Genomic DNA, 22,188 nt, shown 5'->3' on the forward strand with positions numbered 1-22,188 from the left:
CTATACCTTCTGATAAAGCCGCTCGCGCGCGTTGAAATCCGCGAAGCGGTCCGAGTGTCTGGAAAAGCGCAGGCTTTCCTTGCTGCCGAGTCCGAGAAAGCCGCGCCGCACGAGCGAATCGCTGAAGAGTCCGAGCGCGCGATCCTGCAACGCGCGATCGAAATAGATCAGCACGTTGCGGCACGAAACGAGGTGCGCTTCCAGAAACACGCTGTCGGTGGCGAGGCTGTGATCCGCGAACACGACGCGCGACTTGAGCGTCTGCGAGAACTTCGCCGCGCCGTACGCCGCGTGATAGTAGTCCGACAACGAACGTTTGCCGCCCGCCGCAAGGTAGTTCTGGCTGAAGCCCGCCATGCGCTCCAGCGGATAGATGCCGCTCTCCGCCTGCCGCAACGCTTCGGCGTTGATGTCCGTCGCATAGAACAGCGTGCGCTCCGCGATGTTCTCCTCGGCGAACAGCACCGCGAGCGACCACAGCTCTTCGCCGCTGCTGCAGCCCGCGACCCACACCTTGATGGACGGATACGTCTGCAGAATCGGCACGACCTGCTCGCGTATCGCGCGGAAATAGCTCGGGTCGCGGAACATTTCGCTGACCTGCACCGTGAGGTACTGAAAGAGCCGCGCGAAGAGCGCCGGTTCGCGCAGTATGCGCTCCTGCAACTGCGAAAGCGTTTCGCATTCCAGGTCATGCACGGCCTGCGCGAGCCTGCGCCGCAGCGAACTCACCGAGTAATGCCGGAAGTCGTGCTGATACTTGAGATAGATGGCTTCGAGGAGCAGCTTCAGTTCGATGTCGAACGTGGCGTCTTCCTCGTGCTTGCTGTCGTTCATCGGGTCGAATGTCGGTTCATCGCTGCCGCAGCCAGACGCGGCATAACGACACGAGCTTATCCACGTCGATAGGCTTAGATATGTAGTCGTCCGCACCCGCCTCGAGACATTTCTCGCGATCGCTCTGCATGGCTTTCGCCGTCAGCGCGATGATCGGCAGGCGCGCGTGCTCGGGGTTCTTGCGAATCTCGGTCATCGCGGTGAGGCCGTCCATCTCCGGCATCATCACGTCCATCAGAACCAGATCGATGTCGTCGCGGCGCACGAGCGCCTCCAGCGCCTCGCGTCCGTTGCGCGCGATTTCGAGCGTCGCGCCGAGCGGCTCGATCACGCGCGAAAGCGCGAAGATATTGCGCACGTCGTCTTCCGCGAGAAGGATGTTGCGGCCTTCGAACACGTCGTCGCGCTGACGGGCCGCGCGCAGCATGCGCTGCTGCTCCGGCGGCAGCGCGCTTTCGACGCTGTGCAGGAACAGCGTCACTTCGTCGAGCAAGCGCTCCGGCGACTTCGCGCCCTTGATGATGATGGACTTCGAGTAACGCCGCAGACGCTGCTCTTCTTCAGCGGAAATCTGCCGGCCGGTATAGACGATGACCGGCGGCGACGCGTGGCCGCTGCTCGTCGAGACTTTCTCCAGCAACTCGTAGCCCGAACCGTCGGGCAGCGCCAGGTCCATCACGATGCAATCGAACGGCGCGCGCTTCATCTCCTCCAGCGCCTCGGATATCGATCCGGCTTCCACGATGCCGACCGTCTCGCTCGCCAGCAACGCGTGGATGCTTTGCCGCAGCGCCGGGTCGTCCTCGACCACGAGCACGCGCCGCGGGCCCTGCGACGAACGCGCTTCCAGCTTGCGGATGGCCTGCGCGAGATCGTCGCGGGCGCTCGGCTTGAGCGTATAGCCGATCGCGCCGAGATGCAGCGCGACGTCGGCGTGATCCGTGGCGGACACGATGTGAATCGGGATGTGGCGCGTCATCGGGTCGTGCTTGAGCCATTCGAGCACCGTGAGACCCGACTGATCGGGCAAGCCGATATCCAGCAGAATGCCGTTCGGTTGCATGGAGCGCGCGAGTTCGACGCCCTGCGTGGCCGTAGCCGCGTGCACGCAATCGAAGTCGAGTTCGTGCGCGAGGTCGTACAGGATATGCGCGAAACGTCGATCGTCCTCGATCACGAGAATCACGCGATTCGGCCGCTGACGTTTCGCGCGGTCATCGGGGATGCCTTGCGGCTCGGGCATCGCGGGAACCGGTTGCGGGGGAACGGGCGAGGGCGCGGGCGCAGGCGCCGCGGCGCGCGGCGGCTCGACCGCAGCCGGTTCGGGCTCTTTCATGTGGCCGATGGTGTCGAGCTTCGCGGTCACGGTGCCTTCGCGGGCGGTGATCGGCAGCGTTACCGAGAACACGCTGCCACGTCCCACTTCGCTCGATACGCCGACCGAGCCGCCGAGCAGCCGCGAGAACTCGCGCGAGATCGACAGGCCGAGGCCGCTGCCGCCGTACTTGCGGCTCGTCGTGCCGTCCGCCTGCTGGAACGCCTGGAAAATGAGGTCTTGCTTGTCGCGCGGAATGCCGATGCCCGTATCGCGTACTTCGAAGCGCACGGCGTCGTCGCCCGCGCGCAGAACGGCGACGGTCACGCTGCCGCGCTCGGTGAACTTGAACGCGTTGGACAGCAGGTTGCGCAGCACTTGCAAAAGCCGCTGACTGTCGGTGACGAAGTACTGCGGCACGTTCTCGCCGATGTCGGTGATGAACGATAGCCCCTTGCTTTCCGCGACCGGCGTGAACGATTGCCGCAGCGCCTGCATCAGCGATTCCACTGCCGTCGGCGCGAACTGCACGTCCATCTGGCCGGCTTCGACCTTCGAGAGATCGAGAATGTCGTTGATGAGCGAAAGCAGATCGCTATTGGACGAGTGAATCGTTGCGGCGTAGCGCACCTGCTCGTCCGTCAGATTGCCCTGCTTGTTGTCCTGAAGCAGCTTCGCAAGAATCAGCGAGCTATTGAGCGGCGTGCGAAGTTCGTGCGACATGTTCGCGAGGAACTCGGACTTATACTGGCTCGCGCGCTCCATTTCCAGCGCGTTGGCGGTCAACTCCTGCTGCGCCTGAAGCAGTTCGGTCTTCTGCCGCTCCAGATGCTGCGCATGCTCTTCGAGTTGCACGTTGGTCTGTTCGAGCTCGGCCTGTTGCTGTTCGAGACGCGCCTGCGAGTCTTGCAACGCGCGGCCGCGTTCCTCCAGTTCCTCGTTCGACACGCGCAGTTCTTCCTGCTGCACCTGCAATTCTTCGCTTTGCCGCTGCGTTTCTTCGAGCAGTTCGACAAGCCGCATGCGATACCGCGCCGAGCGCATCGCCATGCCCATCGCTTCGGCGGCCAGTTCCAGCAGCACGCGGGCGTCGTCGAAACGGCCCTCCTCGCCGACGAAACCGACTTCGATCGCGCCCGCCACATCGCCATCGGCGTAAAGCGGCGCGACGATCACGCGCGATGCCGACGCCGCGCCGAGCGCCGATCCCGCCTTCAGATAATGCGCGGACGCATCGCGAAGCTGAAGCACGCGCTTGTCGACGATCGCCTGCCCGACGAGCCCCTCGCCGCGCGCGATGCGGCGCGGCGCGCCGTTTTCGTCGGGCAGCGCCCAGGCCGCGATGCGTTCGAGCGTCTCGCCTTCGAGGACGTAGACTACGCCCACCTTCGCATTCACATACGGAATGAGAGAACGCAAAATGCTGACGCCGATGGACGCCGGAGACTGCTCGCCGCGCAATTGCAGACTCATCTGCGCGACGCCTTCCTGCAACCAGGCGGTGCGTTGTACCGCGAGCCGCGATTTGATATACAGGTGCGCCACGATCGAAAGCACGAGCAGCACGAAAATGCCCATCGCGCGATTCAGTTGCAGCACTTCGTGGGTCGCGGTCGCATCGGCCGACGAAAGCGCGTAGCCGAGAATCATCAGCACCGACGCCGCGCCCGCGGTAATGATCGGCACGGCCGGGCGGTTTATCCACATGCACAGCACGACGGGCAACACGTAGAACACCCAGATCGCGACGCGCATGGGCATCAGCAGATCGATGGCGAACACCACCGCAAGAGAAATTGCGATGGCGATGTAGATCCAAAGAGCGTGGTTGCGGTTGTCCTGAGGCATCGTTGACCAGTAGTGTGTCCGTTTTGCGAAGGCCGCGCGCCCCGCAGCAGGCACGGACCATAGCACGAGCCGCAACGCCTTGTCACATCGGCTCCGGCGGCGATTCGCGCGGCCATTTCGGCGCGGCACTTGTTACGAACGATCGCGCGAAGAGCGCATCTCACGAGGTAAGAATGACAGATATATCCGGCTCTCGCGTGCTCATCACCGGCGCCTCGGGTTTCGTCGGGTCGGCGCTCGCGCGGCTCGCCATCGAACGCGGTTTCAAAGTGCGGCTGCTCGTGCGCGCGACGAGTCCGCGCAAGAACGTGGAGTCGCTCGACGCGGAAATCGTCGTCGGCGACATGCGCGACGAAGCGTCGATGCGCGCGGCGCTCAAGGGCGTGCGCTATCTCTTTCACGTCGCGGCGGACTATCGCATCTGGGCGCCGGACCCGAGCGAGATCGAGCGCGCGAACCTGCAAGGCACCGAGGCCACCATGCGCGCGGCGCTCGCCGAAGGCGTCGAGCGCATCGTGTATACGAGCAGCGTCGCGACGTTGAAGGTGACGAGTTCGGGTGCGATCGTCGACGAAACGAAGCCGTCGGATGCGGCGAGCACCATCGGCGCGTACAAGCGCAGCAAGGTGCTGGCCGAGCGCGCGGTGGAGCGGATGGTCGCGAACGACGCGCTGCCGGCGGTCATCGTCAATCCGTCGACGCCCATCGGCCCGCGCGACGTGCGTCCGACGCCGACGGGGCGCATCATCGTCGAGGCGGCGACCGGCAAGATTCCGGCGTTCGTCGATACAGGGCTGAATCTCGTGCATGTCGATGACGTCGCGAACGGCCACTTTCTCGCGCTGGAACGCGGCAAGATCGGCGAGCGCTACATTCTCGGCGGTGAGAACCTGCCGTTGCAGCAGATGCTCGCGGACATCGCGGCGCTCGTCGGCCGCAAGCCGCCGACCATCAAGCTGCCGCGCGGGCCGCTGTATCCGCTCGCCATCGGCGCGGAAATGTTCGCGAAGGTGAGCGGCAAGGAGCCGTTCGTGACCGTCGACGGCCTGCGGATGTCGAAGAACAAGATGTACTTCACGTCGGCGAAGGCGGAAGCGGAACTGGGCTATCGGGCGCGGCCGTATCGCGAAGGCCTGCGCGACGCGCTCGACTGGTTCCGGGCGAACGGCTATCTCGACGCGTGAGACGTGCGGGCGCAGTCCGCCGATCGCCTGCAACGCACTCTTGTATAAGACCCAAAAATTCTAAGTCATTGATCCAACGGGGAAAGGTCCGTTTTCCGGTGCTTCGGCGAGCAATTTCACGCACGCGGCGCCCGCAAAATCAGGCAAAATAGCGGACTGATGCCGGAAGGCGCGAGCAACCATGTTGCGTGCGACCGCAGGCGCGAAAGCGCCCGCGCAGGTCCACAGCAGCCGGCGGTCCTTTTTCAACCCGTTTCTGGATGTCGAGACAAGCGATGAGTAATCAGCAACCCACCATCATCTACACCCTGACCGACGAAGCTCCGCTGCTCGCGACCAGCGCCTTTCTGCCGATCATCCGCACGTTCACCGCGCCGGCCGGCGTGAACGTGGAAACCAGCGACATTTCGCTCGCCGGGCGCATTCTCGGCGAATTCCCCGAATTCCTGACCGAAGAGCAACGCGTCCCGGACAACCTCGCCGAACTCGGCCGCCTCACGCAGCTTCCGGACACCAACATCATCAAGCTGCCGAACATCAGCGCTTCGGTGCCGCAGCTCGTCGCCGCGATCAAGGAACTTCAGGGCAAGGGCTACAAGGTGCCCAACTATCCGGAAGAGCCGAAGAACGACGAAGAAAAGGCCATCGCCCAGCGTTACTCGAAGTGTCTCGGCAGCGCGGTGAACCCGGTTCTGCGCGAAGGCAACTCGGACCGCCGCGCGCCGCTCGCCGTCAAGAACTACGCGAAGAAGCATCCGCACAGCATGGGCGAATGGAGCATGGCGTCGCGCACGCACGTCGCGCACATGAAGCACGGCGACTTCTATCACGGCGAAAAGTCCATCACGAACGACAAGGCGCGCGAAGTGCGCATGGAACTCGTCACGAAGCGCGGCGAAACCATCGTGCTGAAGCCGAAGGTCAAGCTGCAGGAAGGCGAGATCGTCGACAGCATGTTCATGAGCAAGAAGGCGCTCATCGCGTTCTACGAAGACCAGATGGAAGACGCGCGCAAGACCGGCGTCATGCTGTCGCTGCACGTGAAGGCGACCATGATGAAGGTGTCGCACCCGATCGTCTTCGGCCACGCGGTGAAGGTGTTCTACAAGGACGCGTTCGCCAAGCACGCGAAGCTCTTCGAAGAACTGGGCGTGAACGTCAACAACGGTCTGGTCGATCTGTATTCGAAGATCGAGGCGCTGCCGGAATCGCAGCGCGATGAAGTCATCCGCGACATGCACGCGTGCCACGAGCACCGTCCGGCACTGGCGATGGTGGATTCGGCGAAGGGCATCTCGAACCTGCACGCGCCGAACGACGTGATCGTGGACGCGTCGATGCCCGCGATGATTCGCGCCGGCGGCAAGATGTGGGGCGCCGACGGCCGCCCGCAAGACACGAAGTGTCTGATTCCGGAAAGCACGTTCGCGCGCATCTATCAGGAAATCATCAACTTCTGCAAGACCAACGGCGCGTTCGACCCGCGCACCATGGGCACGGTGCCGAACGTCGGCCTGATGGCGCAGAAGGCCGAAGAGTACGGCTCGCACGACAAGACCTTCGAGATTCCGGAAGACGGCACGGCGCGTATCGTCGATAACGCGACGAACGAGGTCATCGAATCGCTCACGCAGCAAGTGGAGCAAGGCGACATCTGGCGCATGTGCCTCGTGAAGGACGCGCCGATCCGCGACTGGGTGAAGCTCGCCGTCACGCGCGTGCGCAATTCGGGCATGCCGGCCGTGTTCTGGCTCGACCCGTATCGTCCGCACGAGAACGAGCTCATCAAGAAGGTCGAGACGTACCTGAAGGATCACGATACCGAAGGGCTCGACATTCAGATCATGTCGCAAGTGCGCGCCATGCGTTACACGCTCGAACGCGTGATCCGCGGCCTCGACACCATTTCGGTGACCGGCAACATTCTGCGCGACTACCTGACCGACCTGTTCCCGATCATGGAACTCGGCACGAGCGCGAAGATGCTGTCCATCGTTCCGCTGATGGCGGGCGGCGGCCTGTATGAAACGGGCGCGGGCGGCTCGGCGCCGAAGCACGTGCAGCAACTGGTGCAAGAGAACCACTTGCGCTGGGATTCGCTCGGCGAGTTCCTGGCGCTGGCGGTGTCGCTGGAAGAGCTCGGCATCAAGAGCAACAACGCGAAGGCGAAGCTCGTCGCGAAGGCGCTCGACGCCGCCACCGGCAAGCTGCTCGACAACAACAAGGGCCCGTCGCCGAAAACCGGCCAGCTCGACAACCGCGGCAGCCAGTTCTACCTCGCCATGTACTGGGCGCAGGAACTGGCGAACCAGACGGAAGATCGCGAACTGGCCGAGTTCTTCGCGCCGCTCGCGAAGAGCCTGGCCGAGAACGAGCAGAAGATCGTCGAGGAACTGACGGTCGTGCAGGGCAGCGAAGCGGATATCGGCGGCTATTACAAGCCGGAAGACGCGAAGCTCACCGCTGTGATGCGTCCGAGCCAGACGCTCAACGCCGCGCTCGCACAGGCGCAATCGAAGTAACGCAGCAAGGAGCGCGGGCGGCATGTCCGCGCTCACCGTCGCGTTGGCGTTCGGCGCCAACGCGATTTCTTTTCGAACGCCTGCTCGCGGCGTTCAATCCCAGCGGCATTCAGCCCCGCGCCGTTTCAACGCATTTGGTTACAACGTGTGCCGGCTCGCAGGAAAGGGAGCAGGTAAAATTCTTGCCCTCGCTGCCAGCTTCGCAAGACATCCAACTTCGCATGAATCTACATGACCAGCTCGGCGCGCTGGAGTCGAGCCTCGATGCGCTCCTCCGGGCCGCCACCGTTCCTGCTGCTACCGGCCAGTCTGTCGCTGCGTCGGCCACCGACGATATCGCCGAGCCGCCTTTCCCGCTGCCGCCCCGCGCGGACGAATTGCAGGAAACCGCGCTCGCAGCCGCCGACGCGCCGACGCAAGCGCTTGCCGACGCCGAGCCCGACGCGCCGCCTGCGCTCAATGTTTCGCGCCCGGACCGCGACACCATTCAGATGACCATCGGCGGCAAGTCCGTGCTGCTGAATCCGCAGGGCGTGTCGGAGTTGATCGAGGAGTTGTCGAACGTGCGGGCGTCGATGTCGGTGGAACAGCCGATGGGCGTTGCGCCCGGCTGGCGCTTCGCGGCGACGAAGAACCCGGTGATGGCGGTGCAGAAGCACGCGAACGGCGACCGCCTGCTGATCATGCGGCACACGGGTCACGGCTGGGTGCCGTTCACGTTTTCGCCGGACATGGTCGTCGAACTGTACGCGATGCTGACGCGGCGCTAAGTTCCGCGCCGCCGCTAAGTCAAGAACCTTCCTGCGTCGGCGCCTGAACGCGCGCCTTCCACTGTCCGCCCTTGCCGCTCCAGTAGCGCACGGCCGAACCGATCGTCGCCGAAACATAGAACAGCGCGACGAGCGGCAACAGCGGCGCCCACAACAACGACCGCCGGTAGTAACGCAGCATCGGGCCATAGGCGATGCACATCATCGCCCAGGCCGCGCAGGCGGGCCATGCGCGCGCGCCCCACGTCAGCGCGAAGACCGGCGGCACCAGATAGATCAGCGCCATGCCGAGCACCGTGCCGGCCAGCAGCAGCGGCGAATAGCGCAACTGCGTGAACGCGGTGCGCGCGATCATGTTCCAGATTTCGCGCCAGTCGTCGTACGGGCGCAGCGACTCGCTGCGGTCCGCGAGATCGAGGCGAATGGGGCGCGCGTCCGCTTTGCCCGCGCGATGCTTGATGCGCAGCGCGAGACTGCAATCGTCGATCAGTTCGCCGCGAATCGATTCGATACCGCCCGCCTCCGCCAGCGCCGAACGGCGCACGAGCATGCAGCCGCCCGCCGCGCCCGCGGTCATCTTGCGCCGGTCGTTGACCCAGGCGAACGGGTACAGCTTCGCGAAAAAGAACACGAACGCCGGGATAAGCGCCTTCTCCCACGGCGAATCGCAGCGCAGGCGCACCATCAGCGAAACGAGATCGCGATCTTCCAGGATGGTACGCGCGACCAGTTGCGTTGCGGCATCGGCCGGATGGTAGATGTCGGCGTCGGTGAGCAACAGGAATTCGGCGGGAAGACCGAGCGTGTCGATCGCATTGATGCCCTGCGACTGCGCCCAGACCTTGCCCGACCATCCCGGCGGCAACGGCTTGCCCGTCAGCACGGTCAGACGGTCTTCGAGGCCGAGATCGCGGGCTGCGGCGAGCGCGACGGCGGCCGTGCCGTCGGTGCTGTGATCGTCGACGACCACGACGTGGAACGCGCCCGCATAGTCCTGCTTCAGCAAGGAGCCGACCGCGCGGCCGATCACGTCGGCTTCATTGCGGGCGGGGACGACTGCGACGAGCGCCGGCCACGCGCCGCGCCGCGCGATCTCCGCTCGGCCGACGGCGTGCACGGCGGCATCCGAAAGCGCGGGCGCGGGCTGCGCGCGCCAGAAGCCACCTCGCGCAACGAGCAGCACGATCCAGATCAGCAACGACAGCCAGGCGATGAGTAACATGAGTTTGACGATTAGCTTGAACCCGCGTGGCGGGCAGCGCACCCATGGGCGCGCGAGCATCGACCGCGCTTGACGGCGAAGCACGCGTTGCACGGAGGACACACGAATCAGGATGGCGGCGGCCTGCCGAAACCAGCCGCCGCGGATGTACACGGCGCGGGAAAACGCGATGCCGCAAGCGTTCACGCCGTCCCGGGCGACCGACAGTTTAATGGCTTTGGCGCGCGGGCGTATCGACGTCGCGCCCCACGCGCTCGCCCGCGCCGCGCGGCGAGCGCTCAAAAAGGGAACGCGTTAGAATACGCGGTCAATCTCGGCGCGCAGACAAACTTACCGGGTCCTTCTTCCGGTGTGCTTCAGGACGTTGCAGGCATTGCGTATGCAACGTCAATCATTCGAAGCGTGAGTTGCGCGTCTATTACCCGAAACCCGCGCTAGTCGGAGTTCGCTCGAACATGCGTATCATCCTTGCTCAACCCCGCGGTTTTTGTGCGGGCGTGGTCCGTGCGATCGAAATTGTCGATCGCGCGCTCGAACGGCATGGCGCCCCCGTCTACGTTCGCCATGAGATCGTTCATAACCGGCACGTTGTCGACAACCTGCGTGGCAAGGGCGCGCGTTTCGTGGAAGAACTCGACGAAGTGCCGCAAGGCGCGGTCGCCATTTTCAGCGCGCACGGCGTGGCGCACAGCGTGGAACGCGATGCCGAGGCACGCGGTCTCGACGTGCTGGACGCCACGTGCCCGCTCGTGACCAAGGTCCACGTGCAGGGCCGGCAATATGTATCGCAAGGACGCACGCTGATTCTGATCGGCCACGCCGGGCATCCGGAAGTGGAAGGCACCATCGGTCAGATTCCCGGCAAGGTGGTGCTCGTGCAGAGCGAAGCCGAAGTCGACACCATGTCGCTGCCGCCCGACACGCCCGTCGCTTACGTCACGCAGACGACGCTTTCGGTGGACGACACGCGCGGCATCATCGACGCATTGCAGCGCCGCTTCAGCGATATCGTCGGGCCGGACACGCGCGACATCTGCTACGCGACGCAGAACCGGCAGGCCGCGGTGCGCGAGTTGTCATCGCAAGTCGATGTCCTGCTCGTGGTCGGCGCGACCAACAGTTCCAATTCGAACCGCCTGCGGGAGATCGGCACCGAAAGCGGCGTGCCGAGCTATCTCGTCGCGGACGGTTCCGAGATCAAGCCCGAGTGGTTTGCGCATGCGCAGACGGTCGGCATCACGGCGGGCGCTTCGGCACCCGAAGAAATGGTCGAACATGTGATCGATGCCCTGCGCGCCTTCGGACACGTCGAAGTCACGACGATGAACGGCCGCGAGGAAAAGGTCGAATTCAAACTCCCCGCGAAGTTGCTGCAACCGCTCGCCGCGCTGTCGGCCACGGCGGCAACGGCGATTCGCGAAGAATAAGGAGAGGACGCAATTGTCTATTCCGATGCTCCAGAAGGTCCGCGTTGGCGCGTACATCGCCCGCCAGCATTTTTCGCGCAACAAGCGTTATCCGCTCGCGCTCATGCTGGAACCGCTGTTCCGCTGCAATCTGGCGTGTAACGGCTGCGGCAAGATCGACTATCCGGACCCGATCCTGAACCAGCGCCTGTCGCTGGAAGAGTGCCTCGGCGCCGTCGACGAGTGCGGCGCGCCGGTCGTCTCCATTGCGGGCGGCGAGCCGCTTCTGCATAAGGAAATGCCGCAGATCGTGAAGGGCATCATCGCGCGCAAGAAGTTCGTCTATCTCTGCACGAACGCGCTGCTGATGGAAAAGAAGATGGACGATTACCAGCCGAGCCCGTACTTCGTCTGGTCCGTTCACCTCGACGGCGATCAGGCCATGCACGACCATTCGGTGTCGCAGGACGGCGTGTACGAGAAGGCCACGAAAGCGATCCGCGAAGCCAAGCGCCGCGGCTTTCGCGTGAACATCAACTGCACGCTGTTCAACGATGCCGATCCGGAACGCGTCGCGAAGTTCTTCGACACGCTCGGACCGATGGGCGTGGACGGCATCACGGTGTCGCCGGGCTACGCTTACGAGCGCGCGCCGGACCAGCAGCACTTCCTGAACCGCGACAAGACCAAGACGCTGTTCCGTGAGATCTTCAAGCGCGGCAACAACGGCAAGAACTGGTCGTTCAGCCAGTCGGCCATGTTCCTCGACTTCCTCGCGGGCAACCAGACGTACCAGTGCACGCCGTGGGGCAACCCCGCGCGCACGGTGTTCGGCTGGCAGCGCCCGTGCTATCTGCTCGGCGAAGGTTACGCGAAGACCTTCAAGGAACTGATGGAAACCACCGAGTGGGAGAAGTACGGCACGGGCAACTATGAGAAGTGCGCGGACTGCATGGTCCACAGCGGCTTCGAGGCGACCGCCGTGATGGATACGGTCGCGCATCCGTTGAAGGCGCTGGGCGTGTCGATGCGCGGGCCGCGCACGGAAGGCGCTTACGCGAAGGAACTGCCGATCGACAAGCAGCGTCCGGCCGAATACGTATTCTCGAAGCACGTCGAGATCAAGCTGGAAGAGATTGGGCGCGCGCAGAAGAACAAGTCGTCGAAGACGGCTGCGGCGGCGCACTGAGTTTTCGTTGACCGACAAGATGTGCGAAGGGCGGATGGCTTGCGGGCCATTCGCCCTTTTTCTTTGCGCTACCAGATCGTCTTGACGTGCTCGTACTCGCGGATCAGCCGATCCCGCGTCACGATGGGCGCCGCGAGCGCACGCGCCGTCGCAACGATCAGGCGATCCGCTGGATCGTTGTGAAACTCGCCCGGCAAGTCGATCGACTTGATGGCGATGCTGTTATCGACGGGCATGAACCGCACCGCGTCGATTCGATTCACTTTGTCGATCCAGTCGCCGACGTCCATCGACAGTCCTATCTTGCCGCGCCGCACGAGCAGCGCAATCTCCCACGCCGAGATGGTGGAGACGACGATCTCGCCGCGTTCGCCTGATTCCTTCTCGATTGCCGCGCGCGCCTGCTTGCTGAGCGTGCCTCCGCTCACCCACCAGAGCAGCGTATGCGTGTCCAGCACGATCACCGATACGCCTCCCAATCGTCCTCGCCGATCGGCTCAAACGCGTCTTCGCAAAACAGCACGCTGCCGCGCAATTCCTGCAGCGGCGTGAGCGCCGAGTTGTCATACCGCCGTACCTCGAGCACGGGCTTTCCATGGTCTGTCACGATCATGCTCTCTCCTGTCGATTCCACGAGCCGGAAGTATTCGAGCGCCTTCGCCTTGAACTCCGATTTCGAAACTCGCTTGTGAGACATGATATCGACCCTGGTCACGTGACGGTAGTCATTTTAGCCTCGTCCGGATGGAATAGGCAAAACGGACATTCTTCGAACTCCAAATGAAAACGCGACGGCTCGCGCCGTCGCGTTTTCAGTCATCGCTCTCTGCAATCAGTCACGCATCAGCAGCACTTCCCTGCTCCCGATCCGTACCGCGCCTCCTGCCGCTCGCGGAAAAACTCCGCGTACGTCATCACGGGCTTGTCGGGATGCGTCGTTTGCATGTGCGTGACGTACGCATCGTAATCAGGCATGCCGACCATCAGGCGCATGGCCTGGCCGAGATACCGCCCTGCTTGCCGAAGATCGCTGAACATGGCCGACTCCTTGGCTTCTGGTGCTCAATGACCCGAGCGCACTGCCGCGCCGCCGCCCGTGGGCATCGGTTCGAACGGCGTTTCGCGCACCGTCGGCCGCGCCTCGCGGCGCGCGCGCAGCACGGCCAGCACGCCGTACACGACAATGCTCACCACGACGAACATGAAGAGCCCCGACAGCGCGGCATCGACGTAATCGTTGAAGATGATGCGCTGCATCTCCGGCAACGACTTCGCCGGCGCCATCACCTTGCCTGCCTCGAACGCGTCGCGCAGCTTGCCGGCATGCGCGAGGAAGCCGACCTTCGGGTTGGCGTCGAAGATCTTCTGCCAGCCGGCGGTCAGCGTGCAGATGAGCAGCCATACCGTCGGCACGATCGTCACCCAGGCGAAACGCTCGCGCTTCATCTTGAACAGCACGACGGTGCCGAGCGTCAGCGCGATACCCGCGAGCATCTGATTCGAGATGCCGAAGAGCGGCCACAGCGTATTGATGCCGCCGAACGGATCGACCACGCCCTGATACAGGAAGTAGCCCCAAGCCGCGACGCACAAGCCGGTGGCGATGAGATTGGCCACCAGCGATTCCGTGCGGCGCAGCGCCGGATGGAACGTGCCGAGCAGGTCTTGCAGCATGAAGCGCCCGGCGCGCGTGCCGGCGTCGACCGCGGTCAGAATGAAGAGCGCCTCGAAGAGAATCGCGAAGTGATACCAGAAGGCCATCATCGCCGGGCCGCCAATCACGCGATGCAGAATCTCCGCCATGCCGACTGCCAGCGTCGGCGCGCCGCCCGCCCGCGCGACGATGGTCGTTTCGCCCACGGCCTTCGCCGTCGAGGTGAGCATGTCCGGCGTCAGCGTGAAGCCCCACGACGTGACGGTTTGCGCGACTGCGTCCGGCGTCGTGCCGAGCAGCGCGGCGGGGCTGTTCATCGCGAAGTAGATGCCCGGCTCGATCACGCAGGCGGCGACGAGCGCCATGATCGCGACGAACGACTCCATCAGCATTGCGCCGTAGCCGATGAAGCGCATGTTCACTTCGTTATCAATCATCTTGGGCGTGGTGCCCGACGAGATCAGCGAGTGGAAGCCCGACACCGCGCCGCACGCGATCGTGATGAACAGGAACGGGAACAGGTTGCCCGCCCACACCGGACCCGAGCCGTCGACGAACTTCGTGAACGCGGGCATCTTCAGTTCGGGCGCGACGATCAGAATGCCGATCGCGAGGCCGAGGATCGTGCCGATCTTGAGGAACGTCGACAGATAGTCGCGCGGCGCGAGCAGCAGCCACACGGGCAGCACGGACGCGATGAAGCCGTAGCCGATCAGAATCCACGTGAGCTGAACGCCCGTGAACGTGAAGAGCGGCGCGAGCGTCGGCGATTGCGCGACCTGCCCGCCGTAGGTGATCGCGAGCATCAGCAGCACGAAGCCGATGATCGACACTTCACCGATGCGGCCCGGACGAATGAAGCGCGTATAGACGCCCATGAAGAGCGCAATTGGAATGGTCGCCGCGACGGTGAACGTGCCCCACGGCGAATTCGTCAGCGCTTTCACGACGATCAGCGCGAGCACCGCGAGAATGATCACCATGATGAGGAACGCGCCGAAGAGCGCGATCACGCCGGGCACGGTGCCGAGTTCCATCTTGATGAGATCGCCGAGCGAGCGTCCGTCGCGGCGCGTCGAGATGAACAGCACGACGAAATCCTGCACCGCGCCCGCGAACACGACGCCCGCGAGAATCCACAGCATGCCGGGCGTGTAGCCCATCTGCGCGGCGAGCACCGGACCGACGAGCGGACCCGCGCCCGCAATCGCCGCGAAATGGTGGCCGAACAGCACGTATTTGTTGGTCGGCACGTAATCGAGGCCGTCGTTGTGGCGCACGGCCGGCGTCATGCGCAAGCCGTCGAGCTTCAACACGGTGCCCGCGATGAAGCGCGAATAGAATCGATACGCGATGAGATAGACGCAGACCGCCGCAATGACGATCCACAGTGCGCTGACTCGCTCGCCGTGCGCGAGCGCGATGGTGCCGAAAGCGAACGCGCCCAAGAGCGCGAGCGCGATCCAGACCAGGAATCCGGAAGCCCGATTCATGGTGTCTCCTATTTTGGTAAGTCTTGGATGTCCGCCCGCGCGGCTCGCGCCGTGGAGCGCCTCGGGCGTGTAGTATTCGCCTTCGTCCCGGACCTCACAACCGGACAACTACGTACGCCCGCTACGCGAAACTACGTAGAGCATCGAACGTTCCAGCGTCATGAACCTGAAAGCCAAGATTGTTGTGCTGGCGATCGTGCCGTTCGCGCTCGCCATCGGCGGTATCGAATATGGCGTGCGCCATCAGGCGACCTCGCTCGCCCGCGCCCAGCACGCGACGCTGCAAACGGCGTACATGTCGAGCAAGGAAGTCGAGTTGCGGCATTACGTCGAACTGGCGCAGAGCGCCATTGCGCCGTATTACGACGCGCCGCCCGGCGACACGCGCAGCGACGACGAACGCCGCCGGCTCGCGCTCGATACGCTGCATCGTCTGGACTTCGGGCCGGACGGCTACTTTTTCGTCTACACGATGCGCGGCAAATCGCTGATGCATCCACGCCAGCCGGATCTCGTCGGACGAGACTTGTGGACCATGCGCGATCCCGCGGGCGAACTCACCATCCAGCAGTTGATCCGGGAAGCCTCCAAGGGCGGCGGCTACGTGCGCTATGTGTGGCAGCGGCCGTCCACGGGCCAGCTCGCGCCGAAGCTCGGCTACGTGGTGCCGCTCGAACGCTGGGGCTGGATGATCGGCACCGGCATTTATCTGGAGGATGTGGAGACGGCGCTTACGCGCATCGACGGTCAGGCGGCCGCGAACATCGACAGAACGGTGATGTGGATCGGCGGCATCGCGCTGGCGGCGCTCGGCGTGATCGCGCTGTGCGGCGCGGTGCTCAATATCAGCGAGCATCGCAGCGCGGATGCCAAGCTCAAGCGCCTCGCGCGGCAGGTGGTCGAATCGCAGGAGCACGAACGGGCGCGGCTCTCACGCGAACTGCACGACGGCATCAGTCAGATGCTGGTGTCCGTCAAGCTGCTGCTGGAATCGGCGCTCGCGCGCTTCGAACGCTCGCCGGCACGCGAAACCGCCGCCGAGGCGGCGCTCGCCACCGGTCTCGGGCGCCTCGCGGCGACCTTGCGCGAAGTGCGCCGCATCTCGCACGCGCTGCGCCCCACGATGCTCGACGACCTCGGCCTCGCCGCCGCGCTGGAACAGCTCGCGCGCGAAATGGACGGGCAGGACGGCATCGAAGTACGCTTCGAACGGACGGCGGACGGCAAGCCGTCCGCGTTGCCCGATCCGGTGAACACCGTGCTGTTTCGCATCGCACAGGAAGCGCTGAACAACATCGCGCGACACGCGCACGCGAGCCGGGCCACGCTGGCGCTCGATATCGCGCCGAACGGCGTGCGGCTCGTCGTCAGCGACAACGGCCGCGGTTTCGATGCGCAGTCCGTATTGGCCGATCCGGCGAGCGGCCTCGGCCTGCGCAACATGCGCGAGCGGCTGGACACGCTCGGCGGCACGCTTTCCATTCAGTCGCAACTGGGCCGCACGTCGATCACGGCGCATGTGCCGTTGCCGCTCTCCGCCCCGAATCTGCAAGGACTTTCCGATGACGCCTGAACCCGCCCGCCTGTTGCTCGTCGACGATCATCCGCTCGTGCGCGACGGCCTGCGCGCGCGGCTCGAAGCCGTCCCGCGTCTCGCTGTCACCGGCGAAGCGGGCAACGGGCACGAGGCGCTCGCGCTCGCCGCCGACGAAGCCACGCGTCCCGATCTCGTGCTGATGGACGTCGGCATGGCGGGCATGAGCGGCATCGAACTGGCCGCGCGGTTCCACGAACGCTTCCCCGCTATCCGCGTGCTGATGCTCTCGATGCACGACAACGTGGAGTACGTGACGCAGGCCGTGCGCGCCGGCGCGAGCGGCTACGTGCTCAAGGATTCGCCCGCCGCCGAGATCATTCAGGCGATCGACGCGGTGCTCGCCGGCAAGACCTTCTTCAGCGCGGGGCTCGCGGCCCGCATGATTCAGGCGCAGGCCATGCAAACGCCGCTGGAGCGTCTGACGCCGCGCGAACGCGACATTCTCGACGCACTCGCGCAGGGTTTGTCGAGCAAGCAGATCGCAACGCAGCATGGCTTGTCGGTGCGCACGGTGGAGACGCACCGGCTGAATCTGAAGCGCAAGCTCGCCATCGACGGACAGGCGGAACTGATCAAGTTCGCCGTGGAAAACCGGCGCGGCTAGGTCAGCCGGCCGAACGCGCGTTATGCTCGGCCAGGTATTTGATCAGCCCCTCCACGCCGCCCTTCTGAAGCTGCCCGGCGAACTGCTGTTGATAAACCTGGATGAGCCACGCGCCCATCATGTCGATGTCGTAGATTTTCCAGCCCTGGGCCGTCTTGCCGAGGCGATAGCGCACGGGGTTGTCGCCACCCGTCGAGACGACGTGCGATTCCACTACGGCGTCTTTCGCGCTCGCGTCCACGTTCGGCGGGTCGAAGCGGAACGTCACGTCCTGGTCCCGCAGTTGCGCGAGCGAAGCCGCGTAGGTATGCACGAGCAGCGTCTGGAACTGGTCGTAGAGCTGCTTTTGCTGCTCGGGCGTGGCGCTGGCCCACGCCTTGCCCAGTGCAATGCGCGTGGTGCGCTGAAAGTCCGTGGCGGGCAGGAAGCGCGCTTGCACGAGTTGCGTGATCTTCGCCATGTCGCCGCCGCGCGCTTGCGGGTCGGCCTTCATCGCGTTGACGGTGCCTTCGACAGCACTCTTGACGACGGCCTCCGGGCTCGTTTGGGCGACCGCCGCGCCGGAAAACGACAGCGTGGCGAGGAGAAAAGCGAAGCAGACAGACAGATAGCGTTTCATGGCACCCGTTCTCTAATGATCCAATTGTTCGGCGCGGACTCGTCAGGCCGTCGAGCCAGTATATCGACAGACCAGCGGGCCGACAGTTCACCGCCGCCCGACCGCGCTCTTTCGACCGGTATACTTGCGCGGCATCACCGCCGTCGTTGGACTCGCGGTTCAGCCGCCGAAGCGAAAGCCGGCGCGCGAACGCGGCAGCGTCATCACGCGGCTCGCACTATGCGGTCCGCGAAAATAACAGGTCACACCAGGTAGCGTCTTCATGCTGACGTCCAACATTACCCGCTTCGTCACGCTCGCCATTCGCCGGCCGGCGTGGATTATCGCCGCTTCGATTCTGCTCGGCATCCTCTCCACGATTTATGTCGTTCACCACTTCAAGATCAGCACCGACGTCAGCCAGCTGATCGAAAACGAACCGCAATGGGCTGCGCGCGGCGACGCCATCGAGAAAGCCTTTCCGCAGCGCGGCGCCACGCTGCTGATCGTCGTCGAAGCGCCCGCCGCCGAATTCGCCGATGCCGCAGCGAACGAACTCGCCGCCGCGCTCGCAAAGGAGCCGGACCGCTTCAAGTCGATCTCGCAGCCGGAAGGCGGCGAATTCTTCGCGCACAACGGCCTGCTCTATCTGCCGACGGACAAGGTCGATCAGGTCACAAAGCAACTCGTGCAGGCGCGCCCGCTCATCAACACGCTGGCGCACGACCCGACGCTCACGGGCCTCGCGCAGACGCTGAACACGACGCTCAATGTGCCGTTGATGCTCGGTCAGGTCAATCTCGGCCAAATGGCCAATCTGCTCGGCCGCAGCGCGACCGTGCTGGACCGCGTGTTGGCGAACCAGCCCGCCGCGTTTTCATGGCGCGATGTCGCCAGTCCGGGCGGCGACGGGCCCGGCCGCGCCTTTATCACCGTGTTGCCGCAACTCAATTTCAGCGCGCTGAAAGCGGCGGCCGGCACATCCGACGAAATCCGCGCGGTAGCCGCGAAGATCGGCCTCGACAAGAGATACGGCGCGACGCTGCATCTGACCGGCGCGCAACCGCTCGCCGACGAGGAATTCGCCTCCGTGCAGGACGGCGCCGCGCTCAACGGCGCGCTCACTTTCCTCGTCGTGCTGATGATTCTCTGGGTCGCGCTGCGCTCGAAGCGCATGATTCTCGCGGTGTTCATCACGCTCTTCGTCGGGCTCTCGGTGACGGCGGCGCTCGGCCTGATGATGGTCCATGCGCTCAACATGATCTCGGTGGCGTTCATGGTGCTGTTCGTCGGGCTCGGCGTGGACTTCGGCATTCAGTTCGGCGTGAAGTATCGGGAGGAGCGGCATCGGCACAAGCGGCTCGACGTCTCGCTCGCGGAGACCGCCCGGCACGTGGCCGTGCCGCTCACGCTCGCCGCGACCGCCACCGCCGCGAGCTTCTTCTCGTTCCTGCCGACCGCCTATCGCGGCGTGTCCGAGCTGGGGCTGATCGCGGGCGTCGGCATGTTCGTCGCGTACGTGACCAACATGACGCTCTTGCCCGCGCTCATCAAAGTGTTCGCGCCGCCGGGCGAGCCGAAAGCGCCCGGTTTCCCGATGCTCGCGCCCGTCGACGAATTCCTCGACCGGAATCGCAAGCCAGTGCTGATCGGCACGCTCGTCGTCGTGATCGGCGCGCTGCCGCTGCTCACGCACCTGCGCTTCGACTTCAATCCGCTGCATCTGAAAGACCCGCGCACCGAGTCGATGGCGACGCTCATCTCGCTCAAGGACTCGCCCGAAGCCGCGGTGAACGACGTCGCCGTGCTCGCGCCGTCGCTGGCGGACGCGGACCGCATCGCGGCGAAGCTCGACAAGCTGCCCGAAGTGGAACGCGCGACCACGCTCTCGTCGCTCATTCCCGCCGATCAGCCGGCGAAGCTCAAGCTAATTCAGGCCGCCGCCGATCAACTGCTGCCCGCGCTGAATCAGCCGGTGGCGTCGCCGGTGACGGACGCGGTGCGGGTCGCCACGCTTAAGCGCGTATCGAATCAGCTTTCGCTCGCCGCCGACGAGCATCCCGGCCAGGGCGCGCCCGAAGCGAAGCATTTGTCGGCGACGCTCGCGAAGCTCGCGCAAGCCGACGCCGCCACGCGCGACCGCGCCGAGCACGCGATGGCCGAGCCGCTGCGCCTCGCGCTCGAGCAGCTTCGCGCGCTGTTGCAGCCGACGGAGATTACCCGCGCGACGCTGCCGCCCGCGATGGTCGAGTCGTGGGTGACGCCGGGCGGTCAGGCGCTCGTGAACGTGTCGCCGAAGACGCCGCCGGGCGTCGATCCGAGCGACGACACGCTGCTCGCGCACTTCGCGGACGCGGTGCAGCGCGTCGAGCCGAATGCCATCGGCGGACCGATTTCCGTGCGCCATTCGGCTCAGGTCATCATCGCCGCGTTCGAGCATGCCGCGTTGTATTCGCTCATCGCCATCGCGGTGCTGCTGTGGCTCGCGCTGCGTCGTTTCGGCGACGTTCTTCGAACTTTGGTACCGTTGCTCGTTTCGGCGATCGTGACGCTGGAGTTGTGCGTCGTCTTCCGCATGCCGCTCAACTTCGCGAATATCATCGCGCTGCCGCTGATGCTGGGCGTCGGCGTCGCGTTCAAGATCTACTTCGTGATGGCGTGGCGGCAAGGGCAGACGCGCCTTCTCCAGTCGAGCCTCACGCACGCCGTGATGTTCAGCGCGGCCACCACCGCGACGGCTTTCGGCAGTCTCTGGTTTTCGCATCACCCCGGCACGTCGAGCATGGGGCGGCTGCTGGCGCTCTCGCTTCTGTGCACGCTGATCGGCGCCGTGGTGTTTCAGCCCGTGTTGATGGGCAAACCGCGCAAGGTGCGCGCGGCGGACCGCGCAAGGCTGCGCGCGAGCCAGCGGCATGACAATCTAAGAGGAATTGAAGAATGAGAATGGCTCCAGCGGCGCCTGCCGCTGCCGCGCTCCGCAAGCTGGCGACGAGTTTCGCCGTCGCGGGCGCGCTTTTGATGGCTGGGTGCGCGACGGGTCCGGACCGCAATCCGCACGATCCACTCGAACCGATGAACCGGACCATCTTCAAGTTCAACGACACGGTCGACAATTACGTGGCGCGTCCGGTCGCGCAGTTCTACGTGGACTGGACGCCGAGTCCGTTCCGCACGGCGGTCAGCAACTTCTTCTCGAACCTGGGCGATTTCAGCAACTTCGCGAACAACCTGCTGCAACTGAAGATCACGGACGCCACGCAGGATCTGATGCGCATCGCGATGAATTCGGTGTTCGGCATCGGCGGGCTGATCGACATTGCATCGCCTGCGGGCTTGCCCAAGCATCATCAGGACTTCGGCCTGACGCTCGGCCATTACGGCGTGCCGTCGGGGCCGTATGTCGTGCTGCCGCTGCTCGGCCCGAGCTCGGTGCGCGACTCGACGACATGGCTCGTGGACTGGCGGGTGAATCCGGTCAGCTATGCTGACTCGGAGCTTCGCTGGCCGCTGTACGGCGTGAACTTCGTGAGCGCGCGCGCCGATTTACTCGGGGCGACCGATCTGCTGTCGCAAGCCGCGCTCGACAAATACGCGTTCGTGCGCGATGCCTACACGCAGCGCCGCCAATATTTGCTGACGGGCGGCTCGTCCGCGTCGCTGCCCGATTACGGCGACGAAGGCGTGAGCGCGCCCGAAGGCGCGAGCGCGCCGGGCAGCAGCAGCGAGGAGCAAGGTCTGCCGAATTACGTCGATCCGGGCGCGGCGGCATCGCCTGCCGGTGGCGTAGGGCCGAAATCGCCGGCGCCGGGCGCGGGCGAGTCGAACACGACGCCGTCGCCGAGTTCGAGCAAATCGCAGGGCCTGCCTCAGTATCAGGATCCGGCGGAAAGCAAATAAGCCGCTGCCGGCAATGCTGCAAAGAGAAACGGGCGCTCATGCGCCCGTTTCT

At 64.7% G+C, this 22,188-nt stretch carries 18 protein-coding genes; 10 read left to right on the top strand and 8 right to left on the bottom strand.

Annotated elements, in window-relative coordinates:
* Entirely contained in the window at window positions 1–837 is an 837-nt protein-coding gene (locus NCR35_RS18820) for a CheR family methyltransferase (protein ID WP_250535619.1), read from the bottom strand.
* A 16-nt stretch (window positions 838–853) separates the two neighbouring features.
* Entirely contained in the window at window positions 854–4,000 is a 3,147-nt protein-coding gene (locus NCR35_RS18825) for a response regulator (protein ID WP_250535620.1), read from the bottom strand.
* 173 nt (window positions 4,001–4,173) lie between these two features.
* Between NCR35_RS18825 and hpnA the strand changes: the two genes are divergently transcribed.
* From hpnA to NCR35_RS18845, 4 genes are all read left to right on the top strand, one after another.
* A complete protein-coding gene (hpnA, locus tag NCR35_RS18830) occupies window positions 4,174–5,184 on the top strand; it encodes a hopanoid-associated sugar epimerase (RefSeq protein ID WP_250535621.1) in 1,011 nt (336 codons plus the stop codon).
* Window positions 5,185–5,459: 275 nt separating this feature from the next.
* Complete coding sequence (locus NCR35_RS18835) at window positions 5,460–7,706, top strand: NADP-dependent isocitrate dehydrogenase (protein ID WP_250535622.1); 2,247 nt, start codon at window positions 5,460–5,462, stop codon at window positions 7,704–7,706.
* A gap of 22 nt (window positions 7,707–7,728) precedes the next feature.
* The gene (locus NCR35_RS18840; protein WP_250535623.1) at window positions 7,729–7,941 is read left to right on the top strand and encodes a hypothetical protein; all 213 of its coding nucleotides are present in this window, start codon (window positions 7,729–7,731) and stop codon (window positions 7,939–7,941) included.
* Window positions 7,928–8,476: a hypothetical protein gene (locus NCR35_RS18845; protein WP_250535624.1), complete on the top strand. Its 549-nt coding sequence runs from the start codon at window positions 7,928–7,930 to the stop codon at window positions 8,474–8,476. Before NCR35_RS18840 ends, NCR35_RS18845 begins: the two co-directional genes overlap by 14 nt.
* A 19-nt stretch (window positions 8,477–8,495) precedes the next feature.
* Here the strand turns inward: NCR35_RS18845 and NCR35_RS18850 are convergent, their stop codons facing one another.
* The gene (locus NCR35_RS18850) at window positions 8,496–9,698 is read right to left on the bottom strand and encodes a glycosyltransferase (protein ID WP_250500066.1); all 1,203 of its coding nucleotides are present in this window, start codon (window positions 9,696–9,698) and stop codon (window positions 8,496–8,498) included.
* A gap of 455 nt (window positions 9,699–10,153) precedes the next feature.
* Between NCR35_RS18850 and ispH the strand changes: the two genes are divergently transcribed.
* Both ispH and hpnH read left to right on the top strand, forming a co-directional pair.
* Window positions 10,154–11,125 (top strand): 4-hydroxy-3-methylbut-2-enyl diphosphate reductase, encoded by a 972-nt coding sequence (gene ispH / locus NCR35_RS18855; protein WP_244849634.1) that lies wholly within the window; start codon window positions 10,154–10,156, stop codon window positions 11,123–11,125.
* A gap of 13 nt (window positions 11,126–11,138) precedes the next feature.
* On the top strand, window positions 11,139–12,293 hold the full coding sequence (gene hpnH, locus NCR35_RS18860) for an adenosyl-hopene transferase HpnH (RefSeq protein ID WP_175940761.1): 1,155 nt from the start codon (window positions 11,139–11,141) through the stop codon (window positions 12,291–12,293).
* 68 nt (window positions 12,294–12,361) lie between these two features.
* Here the strand turns inward: hpnH and NCR35_RS18865 are convergent, their stop codons facing one another.
* From NCR35_RS18865 to NCR35_RS18880, 4 genes are all read right to left on the bottom strand, one after another.
* Window positions 12,362–12,757: a type II toxin-antitoxin system VapC family toxin gene (locus NCR35_RS18865; protein WP_250535709.1), complete on the bottom strand. Its 396-nt coding sequence runs from the start codon at window positions 12,755–12,757 to the stop codon at window positions 12,362–12,364.
* Complete coding sequence (locus NCR35_RS18870; RefSeq protein WP_175942317.1) at window positions 12,754–12,993, bottom strand: type II toxin-antitoxin system Phd/YefM family antitoxin; 240 nt, start codon at window positions 12,991–12,993, stop codon at window positions 12,754–12,756. The genes NCR35_RS18865 and NCR35_RS18870 overlap by 4 nt, the downstream gene beginning before the upstream one ends.
* A gap of 143 nt (window positions 12,994–13,136) precedes the next feature.
* Window positions 13,137–13,331 (bottom strand): YbdD/YjiX family protein, encoded by a 195-nt coding sequence (locus tag NCR35_RS18875; RefSeq protein WP_086967065.1) that lies wholly within the window; start codon window positions 13,329–13,331, stop codon window positions 13,137–13,139.
* Window positions 13,332–13,355: 24 nt separating this feature from the next.
* A complete protein-coding gene (locus NCR35_RS18880) occupies window positions 13,356–15,440 on the bottom strand; it encodes a carbon starvation CstA family protein (RefSeq protein WP_250535625.1) in 2,085 nt (694 codons plus the stop codon).
* A 160-nt stretch (window positions 15,441–15,600) separates the two neighbouring features.
* Here NCR35_RS18880 and NCR35_RS18885 point away from each other — a divergent pair, with 160 nt between their 5' ends.
* Entirely contained in the window at window positions 15,601–17,013 is a 1,413-nt protein-coding gene (locus NCR35_RS18885) for a cache domain-containing protein (RefSeq protein ID WP_250535626.1), read from the top strand.
* Entirely contained in the window at window positions 17,003–17,641 is a 639-nt protein-coding gene (locus tag NCR35_RS18890; protein WP_250535627.1) for a response regulator, read from the top strand. The genes NCR35_RS18885 and NCR35_RS18890 overlap by 11 nt, the downstream gene beginning before the upstream one ends.
* 1 nt (window position 17,642) lies before the next feature.
* Here the strand turns inward: NCR35_RS18890 and NCR35_RS18895 are convergent, their stop codons facing one another.
* Window positions 17,643–18,260 (bottom strand): MlaC/ttg2D family ABC transporter substrate-binding protein, encoded by a 618-nt coding sequence (locus NCR35_RS18895; protein ID WP_250535628.1) that lies wholly within the window; start codon window positions 18,258–18,260, stop codon window positions 17,643–17,645.
* 262 nt (window positions 18,261–18,522) lie between these two features.
* On the opposite strand from NCR35_RS18895, the gene hpnN reads away from it, so the two are divergent.
* Window positions 18,523–21,180 carry a hopanoid transporter HpnN gene (hpnN, locus tag NCR35_RS18900; protein WP_250535629.1) on the top strand — a complete coding sequence of 886 codons (2,658 nt, stop codon included), beginning with the start codon at window positions 18,523–18,525 and terminating at the stop codon, window positions 21,178–21,180.
* Window positions 21,177–22,136 (top strand): MlaA family lipoprotein, encoded by a 960-nt coding sequence (locus NCR35_RS18905; protein WP_370650709.1) that lies wholly within the window; start codon window positions 21,177–21,179, stop codon window positions 22,134–22,136. The genes hpnN and NCR35_RS18905 overlap by 4 nt, the downstream gene beginning before the upstream one ends.
* Window positions 22,137–22,188 lie beyond the last annotated feature (52 nt).

The organism is Caballeronia sp. AZ10_KS36, from assembly GCF_023631105.1.
Lineage (GTDB): Bacteria > Pseudomonadota > Gammaproteobacteria > Burkholderiales > Burkholderiaceae > Caballeronia.

Coding starts and splice junctions, on each gene's coding strand:
- NCR35_RS18820 (WP_250535619.1), bottom strand. CDS start 837: ATGAACGACAGCAAGCACGAGGAAGACGCCACGTTCGACATCGAACTG.
- NCR35_RS18825 (WP_250535620.1), bottom strand. CDS start 4,000: ATGCCTCAGGACAACCGCAACCACGCTCTTTGGATCTACATCGCCATC.
- hpnA (WP_250535621.1), top strand. CDS start 4,174: ATGACAGATATATCCGGCTCTCGCGTGCTCATCACCGGCGCCTCGGGT.
- NCR35_RS18835 (WP_250535622.1), top strand. CDS start 5,460: ATGAGTAATCAGCAACCCACCATCATCTACACCCTGACCGACGAAGCT.
- NCR35_RS18840 (WP_250535623.1), top strand. CDS start 7,729: ATGTCCGCGCTCACCGTCGCGTTGGCGTTCGGCGCCAACGCGATTTCT.
- NCR35_RS18845 (WP_250535624.1), top strand. CDS start 7,928: ATGAATCTACATGACCAGCTCGGCGCGCTGGAGTCGAGCCTCGATGCG.
- NCR35_RS18850 (WP_250500066.1), bottom strand. CDS start 9,698: ATGTTACTCATCGCCTGGCTGTCGTTGCTGATCTGGATCGTGCTGCTC.
- ispH (WP_244849634.1), top strand. CDS start 10,154: ATGCGTATCATCCTTGCTCAACCCCGCGGTTTTTGTGCGGGCGTGGTC.
- NCR35_RS18875 (WP_086967065.1), bottom strand. CDS start 13,331: ATGTTCAGCGATCTTCGGCAAGCAGGGCGGTATCTCGGCCAGGCCATG.
- NCR35_RS18880 (WP_250535625.1), bottom strand. CDS start 15,440: ATGAATCGGGCTTCCGGATTCCTGGTCTGGATCGCGCTCGCGCTCTTG.
- NCR35_RS18885 (WP_250535626.1), top strand. CDS start 15,601: ATGAACCTGAAAGCCAAGATTGTTGTGCTGGCGATCGTGCCGTTCGCG.
- NCR35_RS18890 (WP_250535627.1), top strand. CDS start 17,003: ATGACGCCTGAACCCGCCCGCCTGTTGCTCGTCGACGATCATCCGCTC.
- NCR35_RS18895 (WP_250535628.1), bottom strand. CDS start 18,260: ATGAAACGCTATCTGTCTGTCTGCTTCGCTTTTCTCCTCGCCACGCTG.
- hpnN (WP_250535629.1), top strand. CDS start 18,523: ATGCTGACGTCCAACATTACCCGCTTCGTCACGCTCGCCATTCGCCGG.
- NCR35_RS18905 (WP_370650709.1), top strand. CDS start 21,177: ATGAGAATGGCTCCAGCGGCGCCTGCCGCTGCCGCGCTCCGCAAGCTG.